The following is an 18891-nucleotide window of genomic DNA, read 5'->3' on the forward strand; positions in this document are numbered from 1 at the left end:
TGTCAATCTTTTTTTATTAATTAATTTTGGTTTTTTTCTAATACTATTTAAATAAACAATGCTGAGGAGGAAGGATTTGTATGAGGAGAATAAAAAGAAATAGTTTTCCTTTTTTAATATTATTTTTAATTCACACCTTTTTCCTTGGTTTAACCTTTTATCGAATCAAAAATAGAAAAAATATTTTTGTTTTGCTTGTCTCTAATATGGGATTTGCCTACCTATTCGAGTATTTTGTTTTAAACTTATTCAAGGCATACGTCTATAAACCGAATGCATTAAAAAACCGCTTTTTAGACAATATATTCGGTGCAGTGTTATCACAGGCAATTTTTATACCATTTACCGCAGTATTCTTAACAATTTCAAAATCAGGGTGGCCTGCAAAGATTTTCGGAAGCATTTACTTTTCATTAATTGAACTATTATTTTTGCGTCTTAGGGTCTTTAAACACGTATGGTGGAAAACGGTATATACCTTATTACTCCTGCCACTTTATTTTAAATGGAGCGATTCTTGGTATCACTATTTCGTTAAGAAAAATTCAATCGTTCGTTTTGTATCCTTTTTTTTGATGGTCATGGTAACAGAGACAAATTTATTTTTATTATTGGCGATCTTTCGTAAATTTCGATTTGGAATGGGCAGGTATCATTCATGGAGGGAACATTTTATTTTATCTCCGTTATATTCCATTACATTATCGTTCTTTACTGCGTACTCATTGAAAAAAGATAATGATTTGGGTGCGAAGCTAAGGGTAATCCTATTTTCAACATGTTTAAATTATTTATTTGAAAGGATTAAGCTTTTAAAAAATAATCTTCAATTTATTGAATATTTATTAGTAAGAATTGTCATGGTTTCTGTTTATGGGAAATACAGGGAGTGGGTATATGGAGAACGAGAAGGAAGTGAGAAATAAAAATAATAAACGCCCACAGGTGGCGTTTATTATTTGTTTAAAGAAACCTCCTATTGAAAATACCGGAGGATCATGATAGAATGACATTTGGAATAAATTGTTGAGATTAAAAATATTTATAAAGTATCTATTATAACATTAACACAGCTATTTTTGATTGTCAAGCAATTGGAGCTAAATTTAATCTGGAGAGTGGTTATATGAGCGAGTTACAGAATAAGGACTGGCAGAAAGAACAAGAAAGAGTCTGTGCAGTTGTAAAGGAAATTGATCAAAAGATATCCAAGCTAAAGCAAAATACTGGTAAGGTTCGCTCAGATGTTCTCGAGATTCGTAAAACCTTTTGGGAGGATGTTACCATAAATTTAGACGAACCTGATGATATGATCGAAACAGCCGCCAGTATAAAACAGCAGACTGAACTGCTTTCTGAACGGGAGCGGACACATAAACAATTAGATAAACATCTGAATACCCTCTCCCGGTTAAAATTTTCCCCGTACTTTGGCCGGATTGATTTTTATGAAGACGGTGAAAAATCCCCAGATATAGTTTATTTAGGGATCGCATCCTTGATGGATAAACATGACGAAAATTTCTTAATTTATGACTGGCGTGCACCTATATCCAGCCTTTACTATGACTTCTCTCCAGGGCCGGCACAATATAAAACGCCTGAAGGAACTATCGAAGGCGACATGACAGTAAAGCGCCAATTTATAATTAGGAATGCAGAAATTAAAGGGATGTTTGAAACAGGTGTAACGATAGGGGATGAAATGCTGCAGGAAGTCCTTGGAAACAACGCTAGCACACAAATGAAAAGTATAGTTGCCACGATTCAGCGGGAGCAAAACGAAATTATTCGAAATGAGCGTAGTAAAATCCTTATCGTCCAAGGAGCAGCAGGCAGCGGGAAAACCTCTGCGGCCCTGCAGCGTGTTGCCTATTTGCTGTATCGATATCGTGGAACATTGAATGCAGAAAACATTATGCTTTTTTCACCGAATCCTTTATTTAATAGTTATGTTGCAACGGTGCTGCCTGAGCTGGGCGAAGAAAATATGCAGCAATCTACTTTCCAGGAATACTTAAATCACAGGCTTGGAAAAGCGTTTGCAGTTGAGGATCCATTTACTCAAATGGAATATCTGCTCAGTGGGGAAAATGAAGTAGAGTATCAAACAAGAGTGGAAGGAATTCGCTTTAAGGCAAGCCTGAATTTTAAAAAAATCATTGATCAGTATGCATCCAAATTATCCAGTAATGGCTTGCTCTTTAGGGATTTATCCTTTAGGGGAGATGTAATCATAACGAAAAAGGAAATTTATGATTTTTTTTATGCTCTTGAAAAAAACTATTCCATTCCAAACAGGATACAGCTCGTCAAGGATTGGTTACTAAAAGAATTAAGACGTGCAATGAAACGGGAACGTTCAAGGAGCTGGGTGGAGGAAGAAATCCAATTCCTTGAAAAAGAGGATTATATGGAGGCATTCAAAAAACTTCAAGAGAAAAATCGATTTTCAGACAATACATTTGATGATTTTGAGCGGGAACAAAAGTTTCTTGCAGAAATGGTCGTAAAAGAAAAATTCAAGCCATTATTTGTAAGAGTGAAGAATTTGAAATTTATTGATACCACTCAAGTTTATCTGAAAATATTTGAACAAGATAAAATAACAGATGAAAGTCTTCCGCTAAACTGGTCAAAGATTTGTAAGTTAACAGTAGAGAATTTTCATAATAGGGTTATTCCTTATGAAGATGCCACTCCATACGTATACCTTCAGGATTTAATTGAGGGTAGGAAATCGAACACAGCGATTCGCCATATTTTCATTGATGAAGCACAAGATTATTCCCCATTTCAATTCGCTTTTATCCAAAGGCTTTTTCCTTATAGCAAAATAACGCTGCTTGGGGACTTCAATCAAGCGATCTTCTCAGGTGCGACGGGTTCAGAGACAGTTCTTACGGATTTGAATTTTAGCGATGAAGATGTTGAGGCATTTGTGTTAACAAAAACCTATCGTTCTACGAGGGAAATTGTCGAATTTACAAGCGGATTGATTGACGGCGGAGAAAAAATAGAACCATTTAACCGCAAGGGCAGTAAGCCGATAATTGAAGGGGTAAAACATGCTGAGGTGAATAGTGCAATTCTTACAAAAATGAAGGAATTTAAGGAGGAGGGACATCGCACGATTGCGGTTATTTGCAGGACTGTCACAGAGAGTAAGGCGGTTTATGAAACACTGAAAAACGAATTGCCGCTTCATTTAATCGAAAAAGGGACCGTGTCCTATGAAAAGGGCAATCTTGTGATTCCGTCCTATCTGGCAAAAGGGATCGAATTTGATGCCGTCATTCTTTATGATTGTTCGCAATATAAGAGAGAAAGTGAACGGAAATTATTCTATACAGTTTGTACCCGTGCCATGCATGAATTGCATATGTTTGCAACAGATGAAATCAGTCCGCTCATGGATTCTGTGTCTAAAGATTCGTATGAGTTAAGATAAAATCGTAAGCAAAAAAAGCTGTAGAATTCTTGTGAATCCTGCAGCTTTTTTATTGATAAGTATAAATTTCGACGTCGAGAAATGTCCAGCTCCAGCGCCCTAGCGGCTTTGTTTTCTTATTTTTTCCATTGCTTTTGGACTTGTTCAAAAGCAAGACGTAATATTTCATCTTCAGATGTTTCTCGATTTGTAATGACATTCGTTAAATAGGATTTTCCTTCGAAGGTTATTGTTACTTCCACTTGTACCATTTTATCACCTTTCTTTACGATTGAAATTGTTGAATGAAATATTTGATGAAGCAAAATTAGACAACGATTCATAGTATTACGGAAAATTATATTTTATGACGATAGTTGTTCGACAATTGTTACCGGACATTCAGGATTGGTATTTTATTCGAAAATATTAAAAAAACTTCCAAATGGAAGCTTTAAACCTCGAGCACCATAAATTCCTCTGCAAATAACTGCACTTGGTTTTTATCTATTTTGTTTTTTTTCAGTAAGGATTCTGCAATAACTAGATGTGCTTGAATAGAAACATTTCGTTTGAGATCGCGAATAGACACATCGCCATTCAATAATTGGATAGCTTTTTCTCGGATGTCTTGATTCTTAGAAGACTTGTATAGAAGATAAGCAATACATGTAACCTTGTCCACAAAGTAACCCCCAATCAAGAATCGATTATTTCTTAATAATTCGACTACAATTAAAAAATTCCTGCTAATTTTCTGAAAATTATCAAAAATATGATGGGGATTAAGGATGAACAAGCCACTTTTGAACCAGAAATTTTGTTGAATATTGCTTATTTGGTATAATATTTTATATAATATTGAAGGGATATAAGAAAAACGATGATAGTCTGCGAATCTCACCTTTCGTCCCAAAGGGGATGGGAGTTTTTTTATTTGTCATCTTGACTAGCGGGATGAATACAATCCTACTGACTATTAACTAAACCTTATACATATGATTTAGGAGGAAAACTCATGAAACAGGCCTTAATCAAGGATTTGTACAGAAATACGGAAAGTTATATTGACCAAAAGGTCCAGTTGTCTGGGTGGATACGGACGATTCGCGATTCCAAAACCTTTGGGTTCATTGAATTAAATGATGGCAGCTTCTTTAAAGGGGTGCAAATTGTATTCGATGAACAATTGGAGAACTTTAAGGATATTGCAAAGCTTCCGATTAGTTCATCGATAAAAGTAGTGGGGGACTTTATTCATACACCAACAGCAAAGCAGCCGTTTGAAATTAAAGCAACTGACATTTTTGTTGAAGGTACATCAAATGTTGATTATCCATTACAAAAGAAAAAGCATTCCTTTGAATATTTAAGAACAATCGCCCATTTACGTCCAAGAACGAATACCTTCTCAGCCGTTTTCCGTGTGAGATCATTAGCATCATATGCTATTCATAAATTTTTCCAAGATAAAGGATTTGTTTATGTGCACTCACCAATTATTACCGGCAGTGATACGGAAGGTGCAGGGGAAATGTTTCGAGTAACCGCACTTGATATGGACAATCTGCCTAAAAATGAAGAAGGAAAAACGGATTTGAGCAAAGATTTCTTTAATAGAGAAACAAATCTCACTGTCAGCGGGCAGCTTTCAGCGGAGGCATTTGCGCTGGCATTCCGAAATGTTTATACGTTCGGGCCAACGTTCAGAGCGGAAAATTCTAACACAGCTAGACATGCAGCTGAATTTTGGATGATTGAACCAGAGCTGGCATTTGCAGAACTTCCAGATATCATGGATTCAGCCGAAGAAATGGTGAAATATGTAATTGGGTTTGTTTTAGAGCAAGCTCCTGAAGAAATGGACTTCTTTAACAGCTTTATTGAAAAGGGGTTGTTAGAGCGTCTAAATAATGCCCATAAGGCAAACTTTGGCCGTGTGACGTACACAGAAGCAATCGAGATGTTGAAAGAGTCAGGGGAAACATTTGCCTACCCGGTGGAATGGGGACTTGATCTGCAAACAGAGCACGAACGTTATTTATGCGAAAAAGTATTCAAACGGCCAGTATTTGTTACGGACTATCCAAAAGAAATTAAAGCCTTCTACATGCGCTTAAATGAGGATAACAAAACGGTTGCTGCGACCGATTTACTTGTACCGGGAATCGGCGAATTGATTGGCGGCAGTCAGCGTGAAGAACGGGAAGACATTCTTGCCGGAAAAATTAATGAGCTTGGTATGACAGAAGAAGAATATTGGTGGTACCTAGAGCTAAGAAAATACGGCGGGACGAAACACTCAGGCTATGGCCTTGGGTTTGAACGTTTAATTATGTACCTGACTGGGATGTCTAACATAAGGGACGTAATTCCTTTTCCTAGAACACCAGGCAATGCAGAATTTTAAATGCTGAAGAAGTAAAAGAAGACCGATTCGCTGAATTGGTCTTCTTTTGCGTTGTCATTTTTTGGTTTATAAATCTTGCAGCTCTTCTTCGAAATAAAATGTACCTGGGTATTCTTTAACGATATAAGAATATCTCTTCATATTTTTTACATACTGCCATTTTAAAATTGTAACAACTTCACCTGTTTCTTTAATATTTACTGTTTGACCATTAATGTAGCGGTTATTTGAGTTTTTCAAATTCAACACCCCTTTACTATTCCTTCTTAAGTATACCACAAAATGAATGTTCCTTTTTGATACTTAACGGAATATGAAATCAGCAAATGGAAGAATGGAAGCCGTCCACCTTTCCATTATAATGTAACTATGGTATGCTTTACAAAAGCGAGGTGTCATTTTGACTAATTATAAAGCAAAAAAAAGTAACCTCAAAGATCTCTTATCCAAAAACGGTATGGACTTAGAAGGCTTGGAAAGGAATACAAACATTCCTCAAAGCCAGCTTAACGATTACTTGTCAAAGAAAGTAATGAACTTAAATACTGCGATGACAATTTCCAAGGAATTAAATTGCCAAATTGAAGATTTATATGTTTGGTCATCCGAGGAAAAGTAAAGCGTTATAATGTGTAGTCAAATAAAAAACAGACTCGAATAATGAGTCTGTTTTTTATATCCTTATTAGTTTGTTACATCGCATTTTTCCAAAGGAATAACCTTTGTTTTCTTTGTAAATTTATAGCCAAGCCATAATAATAGGAATAATGGTAAACCGATGTATGAAACTAATGCACCGCTCCAATCGATATGGTCACCCATAAAGGCAGAATAGTTTTGTCCTAAAACAACAAAACCACAGACGGCAAAGGCGAAAATTGGACCAAATGGGAAGAATTTTGATTTATATGGTAATAGGCTAAGATCCTTGCCTTGCGCCACAAATGCTCTACGAAAACGATAGTGGCAAACTGCAATTCCGAGCCAAGCGATAAAACCTGACATACCGGATGCGTTTAAGAGCCATACATAAACGGTGCCATCTCCAAAGAAAGAAGCAAGAAAGGCAAGAGTTCCCACTAAGGTTGTGGCAATTAATGCATTTACCGGTACACCGTTTTTATTAAGTTTACCAAGAAATTTTGGGGCTTTTCCTTGACGAGCCAAATCCCAAAGCATCCGTGTCGAAGCATACATTCCTGAATTTCCGGCAGATAATACCGCTGTTAAGATAACGGCATTCATTACAGAAGCTGCGAAGGCAATGCCAGCTTTTTGAAAGACAAGTGTAAATGGACTAACAGAAACATCTCCATTTGCTAAGTTGCTATTTGTATAAGGAATAAGAAGTCCAATGACTAAAATCGCTAGTACATAAAATAAAAGAATCCGCCAAAATACTGATTTTACTGCCTTTGGAATAGCTTTTCCAGGATTGTCGGTTTCACCTGCTGCAACACCTAAAAGCTCGGTCCCTTGGAAAGAGAATCCCGCAGCCATAAAGATACCGAGCATGGCCATAAATCCGCCGTGGAACGGGGCATCACCAATTGTGAAGTTTTTAAATCCTATCGCATGGTCTCCCATAATACCAAAAATCATTAATGTTCCAGTAATAATAAAGATAATAACCGTTACTACTTTTATTAGAGAGAACCAATATTCAGCTTCCCCAAAACCTTTTACAGAAAGATAATTTAATAGAAACATAATCACTAAAAAGATGCTGCTCCAAACCAATGATGGGGTATTTGGGAACCAAAATTTCATGATCATGGTTACAGCAGCTAATTCGGCAGCAATAGTGATAGCCCAGTTGTACCAGTAATTCCAGCCGAGCGCAAAGCCTAGGGCAGGATCAACAAATTTAGTCGCATACGTACTAAAGCTTCCGGCAACAGGCATATAGGCGCCCATCTCTGCTAAGCTTTGCATTAAAAAGTATACCATGACCCCAATGATAAGATAGGAGAGAATGGCACCGCCAGGTCCGGCAGAATGAATGGCGCCGCCGCTTGCAAGGAATAGGCCGGTTCCGATTGTTCCGCCAAGTGAAATCATTGTAAGGTGTCGTGATTTTAAGCTTCTTTTTAGTTCAGTCGTTTCATTTTTTGGTGTCAGTTCACCGGTATAGTCATTTTGTTTTAGTGGTCTTGCTGTTTGCATGGTCATGACTCCTTTTTATTTTTTTCAGGAAGGAGTTTGGAATAAAAAATGCCATCGAAGTAGAATCGATGGCATTGTCAATACCCCGCATCATACCTTCCGAAAGATAGCTCAACACGCATGGCTGGTAGGACTATGCGTGACAGTTCTGTTCCTGTTCGGAGACAGCCCCAGCATGCTTTTCCAGAGATGAAAAACACACTTCGGCAGCTTTTCCTTTCAAACGGAGTCAGGGATGTCTCTACATCTCGTCCGCATTACTTATAAAAACCGCGACCTCTACCTCATCGGTTTGATGAGGATTTTTACTATGAAGTTAATATATTTATAAAGTATAAATATTATTTTGAAAAAGTCAATGGAAAAATTTACAGACAATTTCTTATTATTGTAAAAAACTATTAAATTTACTTCACATTCGAGAATCGGTATTATTTTAAAAAAGAACAAATGGCGGGGGATGATAAAAGTTGCAGTTTCTTGGATTAATACTGGGGTCACTCATTGTCGTGGTTGGATTTAATCTCTTCTTAATTCCTCATCAGGTATTAAGCAGCGGGCTTAGTGGTATTTCGATGATTTTTGGAATGGTATCTCCAATCAATACGGGACTTGCTAATTTTCTGTTAAACCTTCCGTTATTGATTATCGGATATAAAATGCTTGGAAAAAGATTTATTATGAATTCGATTTTTTCAGTCTTTATTATTTCAATGGGATTATACTTGGTTCCAGTACATGAGATTGCTAAAGATACGATATTATCTTCGATTTTTGGCGGTGCTCTGACGGGTATTGGGGTAGGAATCGTGTTCCGCTGTTCTGGTTCAACTGGTGGATTTGACATCATCGGAATGATTGTATCAAGGAAAAGAGATTTTCCGATTGGCACACTCCTATCAGGGATGAACGCCGTTGTTATCGTTATAAGTGGCTTTTTATTTAATTGGGATTCGGCATTAAACACATTAGTTTCTATTTATGTAACTGGTAAAGTGGTTGATGCGATATACACAGACCATGCGAAATTAACGTTAATGATTATTACAGAAAAAGGTCAAGAAATGAGAGAGCATTTACTGACTAATTTATATAGAGGGTTGACAATCATGGATGGAGTAGGAGGCTACTCCAATGACAAACGAAACGTATTGGTTACAGTCATTTCTAGGTATGAATTGAATGAAGTGAAAAACCTCATTACGGAAGTGGATCCTGCCGCTTTCGTGAATATTACAGAAACCATTGAAGTAATGGGCCTGTTCCACAGGCCGAATCCTCAATAATAAAAATAACCCCAAAATTTGGGGTTATTTTTATCTCTTTTAATTGCTATACTGAAAAGAAATGAAACTGGTTATAAATGGAGGATGTCCGATGTAGATAAACCTTACTTTTTTATAAAAAAATTCAATAAAAAGTGAGGGTGTACTATGTCCATTTTTGTCGGAAAACAAGCTTCCTTCCGGTTTCTTTGGTTTGGACAAATGTTTGCCAATCTTGGAGACATTTTATATGTGGTTTGTTTAATTAAATTGATCTTTGATGCGACGGGTTCTGTTACCTATATGTCACTGGTTCCATTTTTTAATACCTTTTCTGCGTTAATTAGCGGGTTATTGGCACCATTGGTCATCAATAAATACAAACTTAAGTCAATCTTGTTTTTTTCACAAAGCGGAAAAACGTTACTGCTGTTAGCATTGTGCTTAACTACAACTGTTTTTAATGATGGGTGGCTATTTTGGATTTATTTGCTCATCTGTTTTATTTCTTTTTTAGATGGCTGGGCTTCTCCCGCTCGAAACGCACTTGTTCCAAGTTTGGTTGAAAAGAGAAAGCTTGTGAAAATCAATAGTTTACTCTCCATTTCCGACCAAATCGTTCAGCTTGTTGCCTGGCCAATCGGCAGTATCCTGCTAGTAGCAATGGGTGCTGCTAAGATTCTTTGGTTAACCTTTATCTTATACGTGCTATCGACAGCATTGATGGGGTTAATCAAACATGTTACGAATCAGCAGACTCAAATAGAGCAATCGCGGATGGATGCCTTAAAAGAGGGCTGGAGGATTATTTGGGATTCGAAGCAGCTGAGGACAATTAGTTTCATGAATATCCTTGAAACCTTTGCTAACGGAGTTTGGATTGCTGCTATTTTGTTTGTTTATGTTGCTGAGGCTTTAAATAAAGGGGAGAGCTGGTGGGGATTAATAAATGGCTCCTTTTTTGCAGGAATGTTATTTGGAGGGCTGTTAATCTATCGTTTTTCACATATTTTAGAAAAAAAATTAGGAAAAACAATCCTCTGGTCCACCTGTAGCTTAATTGCGATTACGTTTTTATTTGGAACGACTTCTATTCCATGGTTTGCTTTATTCGTTTCCTTTTTATTTGGATTGCCACAAATGGCTCGTGATGTTGCTGAGACCACGATTATCCAACAAAGCGCAAGAGAACAACTTTTAGCCAAAGTCTATTCCGCCCGAGGTACATTGATATTTGGTGCCTTTGGTATTTCGTCACTAGTAATGGGATGGATTACCGAATCATTTGGTGTAAGAACCACCTATATGGCAGCAACCGGACTGTTCATCTGCTCTTTTTCGGTTGCGCTAATAGGCAAAAAATATCTTTTTTTAAATACGATAGAAAAAAGAGGCTAATCAAAAAAGTAAATTTAGGGAAACCACTTGAAGGTTTCCTTTTTTTCATGGAAAATAACACTATATTCAAAATACAAAGGAGATTTAAAACCATGCGGCCCATCCTAATAGGCATCCTTGCTGCTTTCTTTTTTGCGTTTACTTTTATTCTAAATAGATCGATGGAACTTGCGGGAGGAAGCTGGATTTGGAGCGCTTCCTTAAGGTATTTCTTTATGGTCCCCTTTCTTTTCTTAATTGTAATAGGCAGGAAAAATCTAAAACCATTGCTTTTGGAAATGAAACAGCGGCCAGGTGCCTGGTTCCTATGGAGTTCTATTGGCTTCGGATTATTTTACGCTCCTATTTGTTTTTCAGCAGCATATGCCCCGGGCTGGCTGATTGCGGCAACTTGGCAGATTACAATTATCTCCGGTTCACTGCTTGCACCGTTTTTCTATGAAACAGTTATGACCGATAATGGTCCAAGTCTAATTAAGGGGAAAATTCCCTTCAAGGGATTAGGAATGTCTTTAATCATTGTACTTGGAATAATTTTGATGCAGGTAGAACAGGCCAATCATTTGTCTATTATGGCCATATCCTTAGGGGTATTACCGGTGATCGTTGCATCTTTTGCATATCCGTTAGGGAATAGAAAAATGATGGAGGTATGCGGCGGGCGCCTTGATGTTTTTCAGCGTGTATTAGGAATGACGTTAGCCAGTATGCCCTTCTGGATTGTTTTATCCATTTATGGACTGATAGATGAGGGGCCGCCCAGTTTAGCACAAACTACCCAATCAGCACTCGTTGCCATATCCTCAGGTGTGATAGCAACTATTTTATTTTTTCATGCGACAGATCTCGTAAGAGGAGACATGCAGAAGCTTGCTGCTGTGGAGGCAACACAATCAATGGAAGTTTTATTCGCAGTAATCGGAGAGTTATTGCTCTTAAATTCGATAGTGCCTTCAGCTTTATCTTGGGGCGGCATGGCATTGGTCATGGCGGGAATGATACTGCACAGCTATGTTTCAAACAAAATAGTGAAGCTGAAGGTTCAAAAGGTAAGTGCATAAATTCAAATTCTGTCGGAATAACGAATCCTTATCAAATCAATTGATAAGGATTTTTGTCATTCTTCCTATTTATCCGTTAAGGTACGGCGCCAGCTTATCGATTGTTTCCTGTAAGAATGCCGCATTTTTCTTATACATCGCTTTTGATTTTTCACAATTGGTTTCAAGTGAAAATATCTCTAAGTCTGCCTGCGTTTTTTTTAAGGTTGCCAGTAATAACGGCCGCTGTGCGGGTGTTGGTACTTTAATTTTATCATCATAAAGATCAACTGTTATATCTCCATATGAGTCCACTTGTCCGAGGAATACATTATCAAGTGTTACTCCTTGTTTTTCTAACTCGGAATAAAGCCAGCCCCTGCCTTTTCCGGCACATCGTAATGCCTCATCGACAATATTCCCATCCATAATGATCGTTTGTGGTTCTTTCTCATTCGGCATTTTCATTTGCAAATCTTTAGGTGTTAATGGTTGGTTTTCCTTTTTTAATAAGGCACTTAAATTGCCGCGTGGTTCCAAAACGGCAAATTCTACATCCGCGACCTTGAAAATGTTTTTTTGGCGAAGCAGTGCGGATAACTCATCAATCGTATACTTTTCCTTTTTTAAATTATTTTCTAAGATTTTCCCATCTTGAATGACAACGGTCCCTTTACCTTCCACGAAATCACTGAATTTTTTACTCTTTATCGAAAAATAATTAGACAAAAAAGTAACAATTCCAAACACAACGATTGCTAATGCCCCATGATATATGTTTGACTCAAGTCCCGTAACAACCTCGCCGGCTATACTTCCAATCGTAATACCTGCAACATACTCAAAAAAGGAGAGCTCCGAAATTTGTTTTTTTCCAAGAACTTTTGTTGTTATGAATAAGAGCAGCAGGAAAATTATCGAGCGAAATATAATAAATATCCAACCTGGCATATGTTTCTCACCTCAAAATATTATGTACCTTTGTATTGTGGTTCATGTCGTTCAAGTTCTAAAACTCGGTATTGTAGGTCTTTTTTTACATCCCCGATTAGCAAACTTGTCTCATGGAAAATAACTTTCGCTTCCTCCTCAAGAGAATTTAATGCAAGGGAGGACAACTGAGCCTCAATTCCTTTTATGGTGAAAAGACATTGTTTAACGTTTGAAGCGATTGTCATAAAAGTAACTTCCTTTCATAGGAAATTCTAAAAATGAAAAAGGGGTTGGCATAAATCGCCAACCTATAACTGTTTTATTGATTATACTGCGGTTCTTCAGTTGTGATTTCTTGAAGGCGTGGTTCAAGGCTGTCTAGAACTGATTGTGTTTGCTGGGCAGCCTGTTGATAAAGTTGTTTTGCATTTTGGTTATCAGTTGCCAATGCAAAGGTTTCAAAACTTGCCTGTGCGCTTTTTAAACCGGCTAGTGCTTGTTTTACTTGTGTACCTACAGTCATTAATAATCCTTCTTTCGTCATGTGAATTGAAATTACAAAAATAGTATGTGGATTATCCTCTTGCTTATGCATGGATTTCTTATGATTTAATCTGAAACTTTTTCCAATCATCTGGAAGAGTAGCATAATCGTAAATATATTACTTTTTTTTTACATGAATGCATATAGTTGTAACAGCAAATGTAAAAAAGGGGTGATCATTATTAGAAATACAGGAAAAGATGATTTTGTTCAAGGATTTGTGCCGCATCATAACCATGGATCTGTTGATTACACTGGAGTTAGTTCCGGCCATGTGCATCAATGCCTGGATATAACGTCACCACCGATACAGACTCAAGATGGGGGACATATTCATTATACAGAAGGATATGTCCTATTTGAGGATGGACATACACACCATTATCGTGCATACTCAGGGCCAGCCATCCCTGTTGGGAACGGAATGCATGTCCATTATTATGACTTTCAAACAACAGAAGATAATGGCCATAGTCATCATGTAAAAGGCGTTGATCTGCCTGCCCCGGGGTCGAAATAACCGGCAAAAACCAATCTAAAATCAGATTGGTTTTTTTAATGGATAAGAAGGTATAAATTTCGACTTTAAGAATTGTTATTCTTAATGGATTACTTGTTAAACTTTTTTAAGAAAATTGCGTCAAATGTTTCTGTAATTGGAAAATATGGGGTAAAATAACAGTGAATAATAGAGAATATACAGGGGGGAAGATTTTTGATTTTATTAAGAAGAAAAGAAGTAGATGAGGAACATTTTGTTAAGTTAGTTGCTTATACAATCATTTTGTTTATTAGCAGCTTTTTCGTACCATTTGTCATTATTGCATCCTATCAGAGCATGGTCTATTTTTCCCGCTCCTATTGGTTTTTTTCAACGCCATTTTCGGCCTATATCACTTTTATGGGTGGAATGCTATTTATCGCTGTTATTTTGACGGTATATCTTATCTTGAGGCAGCGATGGGAAGGCGTCAGATTGAAATGGATCACAGGTATTTTAATTCTTTCAACAATACCGGCATTTATTTTAAGCCTAACCAATTATTATTATATGGACGACGATGGCATCCACTATAATGGGTTGACGGGCTTAGGGGAAAAAGAGTATAAATGGGATGAAATGACAAATGTACATATTGTCTATAGAAATCATCAGGGTACCACCGGATTATTTCAATATAAGTTTGAAATGACAGACGGCAGTAAAATAACGCTTCCATTTAATGATAAACTTTCTGCAAATAAATATAAGGTCGAACAGAAAGTGAAAGAGTACAAAATTACTGTTAAAGATAATTTCAAAAATCCAATTGTGGATTAGTGTTAAGGTCTTCCTTATTTTTTGGAAGACCTTGTTTTAATAATAAATTTCCAAAAGTTCACAGTTTTGCCATAAAGTTTTGATTAATTCAAAAAATTCTGTGATATACTATAAATGTAAAGAATAATCCAAAGGTTAACATCTTAGGAGGCTCAACCATACGTGTTCGTTCCGGTAGTGAACGAGTAATGAAAGGTTATTCCTAAAACATTTGGCAGGTGGAGCGATGCAATTTCTATTTGCAAAGTTTTAAATCTAAAACAAAATCCTTTCATAATGGATACTTTGAATTCCAAAGAGTCCATATCAAAGGCAAAAGTTAAGGATTTATAGGTTGTACACTGATAAAAATAATTTTATCAATGTACCGATTACCGAAACCTTTACAAAAAAACTGCATTGCCAAGAAGCTGATCACCCAAATGAGGGAATAAAGAGTCTTAAACGGTGTCAATCCAAAATTTGTTTCTTTTTAGGAATTTGAATTCCATTAAACATGTGAATTAATTCCTTCAACGGAACAAACACACATCGACTGAGTTTTCAAAGTTCCCCTATAGGTTTGAACATTAACTCAAAGGAAATTAAAATTTGAGAACATTAAAATGCTGATGTCATGGTTGGGTCTCCTAAGATGTTAATAATTATTAAGGAGTTACTTCAAAAATGAGGTAGCTTCTTTTTATTTTTTCTACAATTCGGTTACAGGTAATCCTCTTTTTTAATGGAAGTACATGAAATAATAAGCATTAAAATATATATCCAAGTAAAATTTCGTTATAATAAACGTAGGATGCTATTTTTGAAAGGGGCAAGATAATGACAGGAATTCAAGAAATTAGTTTGATCGAACAGCAGGAAGCGATTATGGCAAAACTTCAACATCGAAGATTAACGAAAAGAAAAATCTTTCAGCGAATTTTGTTAATAACACTTGGTGCCATTTTAATGTCTGTGGGACTTGAAATCTTCCTTGTTCCCAATAATGTTATTGATGGCGGGATTACTGGCATTTCCATCATGCTCTCGTATATGACTGGATGGAAACTGGGAATTTTCCTTTTTATTCTTAATATTCCTTTTTTCTTTATTGGTTACAAACAGATTGGAAAAACCTTCGCACTATCCACTCTTTATGGCATCATCATACTTTCGATTGGCACTACATTGCTCCATCCGGTTCCAGCATTTACTCAAGATATCCTTCTTGCTACTGTTTTTGGGGGAATTGTCCTTGGCATTGGAGTTGGACTGGTTATAAGGTACGGAGGTTCGCTAGATGGTACCGAAATACTTGCCATCCTCTTTAATAATAAACTCCCTTTTTCGGTCGGGGAAATTATTATGTTTTTTAATCTCTTTATCCTTGGCAGTGCTGGTTTTGTATTTTCATGGGACCGGGCAATGTATTCGTTGATTGCCTATTTTGTTGCTTACAAAACGATTGATGTTACAATAACAGGGCTTGATGAATCTAAATCCGTCTGGATCATTAGTGACAACGCGAGACAAATTGGCGATGCCATCATGAATCGCCTTGGTCGAGGTGTTACTTACATTAACGGAGAGGGAGCCTATTCAGGAGATGATAAAAAAGTTATTTTTTGCGTGATCAATCGTCTTGAAGAGGCAAAATTGAAGGAAATTGTTACTGAGAATGATGATAGTGCCTTTTTAGCAGTTGCGGATATCGCTGAAGTTCGCGGTGGACGATTTAAGAAAAAAGATATTCATTAGGAATATTAAAAATAAAGGCGAAAATAAAGGGTTTGTCGGTTTTAAGTAGATTTATGAAAAAATCATAAAAAGTTTTGTGAATTTTTTTCGATTCATGTCGTTTAATAAGAAAAAACACCATTTATTAGAATCGTGCTATGTCGTATTGCGCGCTTCCCTAGGAAATAGTTTTGCGAAAAATGAGATATTTCCGAAAAAGATGACAGACAATTCCGCCATCTTTTTCAGTTCCTTAAAATAATAGCTCAAATACTTCATTAAGTTCATGGGCTCTTTTTTCATCTTGTTCCTTTTTTGCATAGTTAATTTCCTTTGGCAGCATGTGATTTAAAAAATTTATTTCCTTTTGATTTAAATCTCTGACAAAGGAACCTTCAGAGGTATAAGCCCCTTCCATTAGCTTCCTGTAAACATTCCTGCCTTCTGAATGTTCTTCTGTATAATTTGATAATGTTTCTCTTAAATACCCCAACGTCTTATCCATCTCTGCACCATCCTTTCACGCCTTTATTTTTTGATGTGTGGTTAATAATATACATTTTAGAATATTTAATAATAGAGAATACAGAAACACTGAAATAAATAAGAACAAGTACAAATGTACTTGCTCATCTACCCATTTAGAAAAAAAAAAAGGGCTTCCTTTACTTTTTAACAGTAATGATCCGATAGCTTAAAACATCTTGATATTTTAAGACAATATTTCCATGCTCATTCAGAATAATAAAAAGCTCAGGATCAAAATTCTTAGAAAAATTAAATTCCGGTGCATGGTTACCATGACTAAGGGCTTGTGGCTGCGCTTTTATATCAATGTTGTGAAAACCAGCCCCATGTAACAAGCGATTCCAGTCTTCCTCCAATAATAATGAATCGACAGCGTAAAAATTCATTATTTCTGTTTCTTCTTTTTGACTGAGCCGCTTGTTAATGGTCATTTCGTTAGCAATTAAACGGCCGCCTTTTTTTAATACACGATAAAATTCCTTTAATGCTTTAGGTTTATTAACAAAAGCTAAAACAGACTCGGATAAAATAAAATCAAAGGAATTTTCTTCGAATGGTATTTCTTCAATTGATCCGTGGATTAATTGAATGGGAAGTTTTTGTGTCTGAAAGCGGTCTTTCGCCTTTTCAACCATAATCGGATTGATTTCCAAACCAAACACGTTTGCCTTATACTGCTGGTACAAATATGCTGCTGTTTGTCCAGTGCCGCAGCCTGCATCTAAAACAAAGGAGTTTTCGGTAATATTTTCTCCAGAAAGAATGTTTTGCGTCAAAAGGATTCCACCAGGATGGGCCCCGCCAACACCAAACTTCGCTAAGAAATCAAAATAAGTTAAGCCTCCCATAGACACACCACCTCAATATCTTTTTTGCATAGTATGATAAAAAGCGGAAAGAGGTTCATATTTCAACGACACACAAATAAGCAATGAGAATTATAATTTTATTATGTAAACTACAAATGTGCTGGGCTATAACCCTGCTTTTTTTTAGAATCCTACCATATCCTTACAATATCAAGCCTAAAATGAAAATTGTTTATCATCCTATTAATGAAGGCGGTTGAAGGGAGTGTAAGGGCATGAGTTTACGTCTAACAATTTTATGGATATGGAAGCTTATTGATCCTTTATTTTATTCTTGTTCCCGTTTACATTACATTTACGACGACAAAAACAACCAATCCGTATTCCGGGTTCGAATTACGAAATATAAAGGAGAGAATTTCACACTTTCTGATGGGACAATGATTAACAGAAATGATCTTTTATTAAAAATCCACTTACACAATGTTAGGTTATTAAATGATTATGTAAGAATAAAAAATGATTTAAAAAGAGCAAGGCTAATGTATAAATTGGTGTTAAATTCCATGCCATTGCTGGCAAGCTATTTAAAAGCTCATCCTGAAGAGGCAAATATAAAGGGAATCATTGGAATTACAACCATTAATAAGGGCATTAGGTCTCTTGGGTTCGATTCCATTCCTCCAGCAAACCGCTTGTATAGATATATTAAAAAGCTTGGTCAGCTGCCTATTTCTTTGCTTTCGAGCAATTCCTACAAACACTTTCAAAAAAATGGTCTTACTTATTTATTCCTATCAAAAGAAAAGCTTTATGAAAAATACGGACGAAATTCATCCATTAAATAGCAATGAATGCATGGATTTCTAAACATAATCTTCATCAAATTGCACAAATTAAGCAAATGGAAGGGTGGATGTAAGACCTTCCATTCCATGCGGAAGGAGTGCTGATGATGAAAAGCATAAAGAGGCAGCCGTTTTTCAAAATGTTTGCACCAAAACGAAAAAGCAGAGGAGCTATGTGGGCATCTCTACTGGGCATAGGTGTAAGTGCTGCTGTTTTTGGGGTAACAAGAGGGAAGCGTAAAGACTTTGCACTTCCTTTTCAAAATGCAGTAAAAAATTTTTCACCTAAGACTAATCTAAATTTGATGGACAATGCTGCTTTAACAGAGTTTTCAGAAGAGTTATTGGAAAGTGCATTGAAAAATAATCATTAAAAAAAGTCCGCATTTGATATTATCCCCTTTAGGTAGACAGTGTAAAAAAGTCCATTATTTCTTATGGATGATACACTACTACTTGGAGGGGATTTTTCTATGGCAAAAA

At 36.4% G+C, this 18891-nt stretch carries 21 protein-coding genes and 1 riboswitch; of the genes, 12 read left to right on the top strand and 9 right to left on the bottom strand.

The window, feature by feature from the left end; all coding sequences use genetic code 11:
- The first annotated feature begins 80 nt into the window (after positions 1 to 80).
- Positions 81 to 926 (top strand): hypothetical protein, encoded by an 846-nt coding sequence (locus tag ACIQXV_RS06540; RefSeq protein ID WP_402957103.1) that lies wholly within the window; start codon positions 81 to 83, stop codon positions 924 to 926.
- 200 nt (positions 927 to 1126) lie between these two features.
- Entirely contained in the window at positions 1127 to 3451 is a 2325-nt protein-coding gene (gene helD / locus ACIQXV_RS06545) for an RNA polymerase recycling motor HelD (protein ID WP_402957104.1), read from the top strand.
- A 116-nt stretch (positions 3452 to 3567) separates the two neighbouring features.
- Here the strand turns inward: helD and ACIQXV_RS06550 are convergent, their stop codons facing one another.
- Complete coding sequence (locus ACIQXV_RS06550; protein ID WP_402957105.1) at positions 3568 to 3702, bottom strand: BA3454 family stress response protein; 135 nt, start codon at positions 3700 to 3702, stop codon at positions 3568 to 3570.
- A gap of 182 nt (positions 3703 to 3884) precedes the next feature.
- Complete coding sequence (locus ACIQXV_RS06555; RefSeq protein ID WP_402957106.1) at positions 3885 to 4115, bottom strand: hypothetical protein; 231 nt, start codon at positions 4113 to 4115, stop codon at positions 3885 to 3887.
- Between the two features lie 333 nt (positions 4116 to 4448).
- Here ACIQXV_RS06555 and asnS point away from each other — a divergent pair, with 333 nt between their 5' ends.
- A complete protein-coding gene (asnS, locus tag ACIQXV_RS06560) occupies positions 4449 to 5840 on the top strand; it encodes an asparagine--tRNA ligase (RefSeq protein ID WP_402957107.1) in 1392 nt (463 codons plus the stop codon).
- 66 nt (positions 5841 to 5906) lie between these two features.
- Here asnS and ACIQXV_RS06565 read toward each other — a convergent pair whose 3' ends face one another.
- On the bottom strand, positions 5907 to 6080 hold the full coding sequence (locus ACIQXV_RS06565) for a hypothetical protein (protein WP_402957108.1): 174 nt from the start codon (positions 6078 to 6080) through the stop codon (positions 5907 to 5909).
- Between the two features lie 160 nt (positions 6081 to 6240).
- On the opposite strand from ACIQXV_RS06565, the gene ACIQXV_RS06570 reads away from it, so the two are divergent.
- Positions 6241 to 6459 (top strand): helix-turn-helix domain-containing protein, encoded by a 219-nt coding sequence (locus ACIQXV_RS06570; RefSeq protein WP_402957110.1) that lies wholly within the window; start codon positions 6241 to 6243, stop codon positions 6457 to 6459.
- 65 nt (positions 6460 to 6524) lie between these two features.
- Here the strand turns inward: ACIQXV_RS06570 and ACIQXV_RS06575 are convergent, their stop codons facing one another.
- Entirely contained in the window at positions 6525 to 8006 is a 1482-nt protein-coding gene (locus tag ACIQXV_RS06575) for an amino acid permease (RefSeq protein WP_402957111.1), read from the bottom strand.
- Positions 8007 to 8105: 99 nt separating this feature from the next.
- Positions 8106 to 8296: riboswitch (Lysine riboswitch) on the bottom strand.
- Positions 8297 to 8476: 180 nt separating this feature from the next.
- Here ACIQXV_RS06575 and ACIQXV_RS06580 point away from each other — a divergent pair.
- From ACIQXV_RS06580 to ACIQXV_RS06590, 3 genes are all read left to right on the top strand, one after another.
- On the top strand, positions 8477 to 9292 hold the full coding sequence (locus tag ACIQXV_RS06580; RefSeq protein WP_402957112.1) for a YitT family protein: 816 nt from the start codon (positions 8477 to 8479) through the stop codon (positions 9290 to 9292).
- 147 nt (positions 9293 to 9439) lie between these two features.
- Entirely contained in the window at positions 9440 to 10669 is a 1230-nt protein-coding gene (locus tag ACIQXV_RS06585; RefSeq protein ID WP_402957113.1) for an MFS transporter, read from the top strand.
- Positions 10670 to 10761: 92 nt separating this feature from the next.
- Positions 10762 to 11730, top strand: coding sequence for a DMT family transporter (locus ACIQXV_RS06590; protein WP_402957114.1), 969 nt, complete (start codon positions 10762 to 10764; stop codon positions 11728 to 11730).
- 69 nt (positions 11731 to 11799) lie between these two features.
- On the opposite strand, the gene ACIQXV_RS06595 is transcribed toward ACIQXV_RS06590, so the two are convergent.
- The 3 genes from ACIQXV_RS06595 to ACIQXV_RS06605 all read right to left on the bottom strand — a co-directional run bounded on the left by ACIQXV_RS06595 (position 11800) and on the right by ACIQXV_RS06605 (position 13165).
- A complete protein-coding gene (locus ACIQXV_RS06595; RefSeq protein WP_402957115.1) occupies positions 11800 to 12660 on the bottom strand; it encodes a DUF421 domain-containing protein in 861 nt (286 codons plus the stop codon).
- A 20-nt stretch (positions 12661 to 12680) separates the two neighbouring features.
- Complete coding sequence (locus ACIQXV_RS06600; RefSeq protein WP_402957116.1) at positions 12681 to 12887, bottom strand: DUF1657 domain-containing protein; 207 nt, start codon at positions 12885 to 12887, stop codon at positions 12681 to 12683.
- 74 nt (positions 12888 to 12961) lie between these two features.
- Positions 12962 to 13165: a DUF1657 domain-containing protein gene (locus ACIQXV_RS06605; RefSeq protein ID WP_402957117.1), complete on the bottom strand. Its 204-nt coding sequence runs from the start codon at positions 13163 to 13165 to the stop codon at positions 12962 to 12964.
- 202 nt (positions 13166 to 13367) lie between these two features.
- Here ACIQXV_RS06605 and ACIQXV_RS06610 point away from each other — a divergent pair, with 202 nt between their 5' ends.
- From ACIQXV_RS06610 to ACIQXV_RS06620, 3 genes are all read left to right on the top strand, one after another.
- Positions 13368 to 13706, top strand: a complete 339-nt coding sequence (locus ACIQXV_RS06610) for a YmaF family protein (RefSeq protein WP_402957154.1) — start codon at positions 13368 to 13370, stop codon at positions 13704 to 13706.
- 195 nt (positions 13707 to 13901) lie between these two features.
- Positions 13902 to 14507, top strand: a complete 606-nt coding sequence (locus ACIQXV_RS06615) for a hypothetical protein (protein WP_402957118.1) — start codon at positions 13902 to 13904, stop codon at positions 14505 to 14507.
- An 867-nt stretch (positions 14508 to 15374) separates the two neighbouring features.
- Positions 15375 to 16244, top strand: coding sequence for a YitT family protein (locus ACIQXV_RS06620; protein WP_402957155.1), 870 nt, complete (start codon positions 15375 to 15377; stop codon positions 16242 to 16244).
- Positions 16245 to 16476: 232 nt separating this feature from the next.
- Here the strand turns inward: ACIQXV_RS06620 and ACIQXV_RS06625 are convergent, their stop codons facing one another.
- Together ACIQXV_RS06625 and ACIQXV_RS06630 are read right to left on the bottom strand one after the other, a co-directional pair.
- Positions 16477 to 16728, bottom strand: coding sequence for a sigma-G-dependent sporulation-specific acid-soluble spore protein CsgA (locus ACIQXV_RS06625; RefSeq protein WP_402957119.1), 252 nt, complete (start codon positions 16726 to 16728; stop codon positions 16477 to 16479).
- Between the two features lie 160 nt (positions 16729 to 16888).
- Positions 16889 to 17599 (bottom strand): class I SAM-dependent methyltransferase, encoded by a 711-nt coding sequence (locus tag ACIQXV_RS06630; RefSeq protein WP_402957120.1) that lies wholly within the window; start codon positions 17597 to 17599, stop codon positions 16889 to 16891.
- Between the two features lie 236 nt (positions 17600 to 17835).
- On the opposite strand from ACIQXV_RS06630, the gene ACIQXV_RS06635 reads away from it, so the two are divergent.
- Both ACIQXV_RS06635 and ACIQXV_RS06640 read left to right on the top strand, forming a co-directional pair.
- A complete protein-coding gene (locus tag ACIQXV_RS06635) occupies positions 17836 to 18408 on the top strand; it encodes a YkoP family protein (protein ID WP_402957121.1) in 573 nt (190 codons plus the stop codon).
- A 104-nt stretch (positions 18409 to 18512) separates the two neighbouring features.
- Entirely contained in the window at positions 18513 to 18782 is a 270-nt protein-coding gene (locus tag ACIQXV_RS06640) for a hypothetical protein (protein ID WP_402957123.1), read from the top strand.
- The last annotated feature ends 109 nt before the right edge of the window (positions 18783 to 18891 follow it).

It is taken from the genome of Neobacillus sp. NPDC097160 (assembly GCF_044762155.1).
Lineage (GTDB): Bacteria > Bacillota > Bacilli > Bacillales > Cytobacillaceae > Neobacillus.

Excerpts from the sequence above, each read along its gene's own strand:
- ACIQXV_RS06540 (WP_402957103.1), top strand. The coding sequence starts at position 81 with ATGAGGAGAATAAAAAGAAATAGTTTTCCTTTTTTAATATTATTTTTA.
- helD (WP_402957104.1), top strand. The coding sequence starts at position 1,127 with ATGAGCGAGTTACAGAATAAGGACTGGCAGAAAGAACAAGAAAGAGTC.
- ACIQXV_RS06550 (WP_402957105.1), bottom strand. The coding sequence starts at position 3,702 with ATGGTACAAGTGGAAGTAACAATAACCTTCGAAGGAAAATCCTATTTA.
- asnS (WP_402957107.1), top strand. The coding sequence starts at position 4,449 with ATGAAACAGGCCTTAATCAAGGATTTGTACAGAAATACGGAAAGTTAT.
- ACIQXV_RS06575 (WP_402957111.1), bottom strand. The coding sequence starts at position 8,006 with ATGCAAACAGCAAGACCACTAAAACAAAATGACTATACCGGTGAACTG.
- ACIQXV_RS06585 (WP_402957113.1), top strand. The coding sequence starts at position 9,440 with ATGTCCATTTTTGTCGGAAAACAAGCTTCCTTCCGGTTTCTTTGGTTT.
- ACIQXV_RS06590 (WP_402957114.1), top strand. The coding sequence starts at position 10,762 with ATGCGGCCCATCCTAATAGGCATCCTTGCTGCTTTCTTTTTTGCGTTT.
- ACIQXV_RS06595 (WP_402957115.1), bottom strand. The coding sequence starts at position 12,660 with ATGCCAGGTTGGATATTTATTATATTTCGCTCGATAATTTTCCTGCTG.
- ACIQXV_RS06600 (WP_402957116.1), bottom strand. The coding sequence starts at position 12,887 with ATGACAATCGCTTCAAACGTTAAACAATGTCTTTTCACCATAAAAGGA.
- ACIQXV_RS06605 (WP_402957117.1), bottom strand. The coding sequence starts at position 13,165 with ATGACTGTAGGTACACAAGTAAAACAAGCACTAGCCGGTTTAAAAAGC.
- ACIQXV_RS06620 (WP_402957155.1), top strand. The coding sequence starts at position 15,375 with ATGGCAAAACTTCAACATCGAAGATTAACGAAAAGAAAAATCTTTCAG.
- ACIQXV_RS06625 (WP_402957119.1), bottom strand. The coding sequence starts at position 16,728 with ATGGATAAGACGTTGGGGTATTTAAGAGAAACATTATCAAATTATACA.
- ACIQXV_RS06630 (WP_402957120.1), bottom strand. The coding sequence starts at position 17,599 with ATGGGAGGCTTAACTTATTTTGATTTCTTAGCGAAGTTTGGTGTTGGC.
- ACIQXV_RS06635 (WP_402957121.1), top strand. The coding sequence starts at position 17,836 with ATGAGTTTACGTCTAACAATTTTATGGATATGGAAGCTTATTGATCCT.
- ACIQXV_RS06640 (WP_402957123.1), top strand. The coding sequence starts at position 18,513 with ATGATGAAAAGCATAAAGAGGCAGCCGTTTTTCAAAATGTTTGCACCA.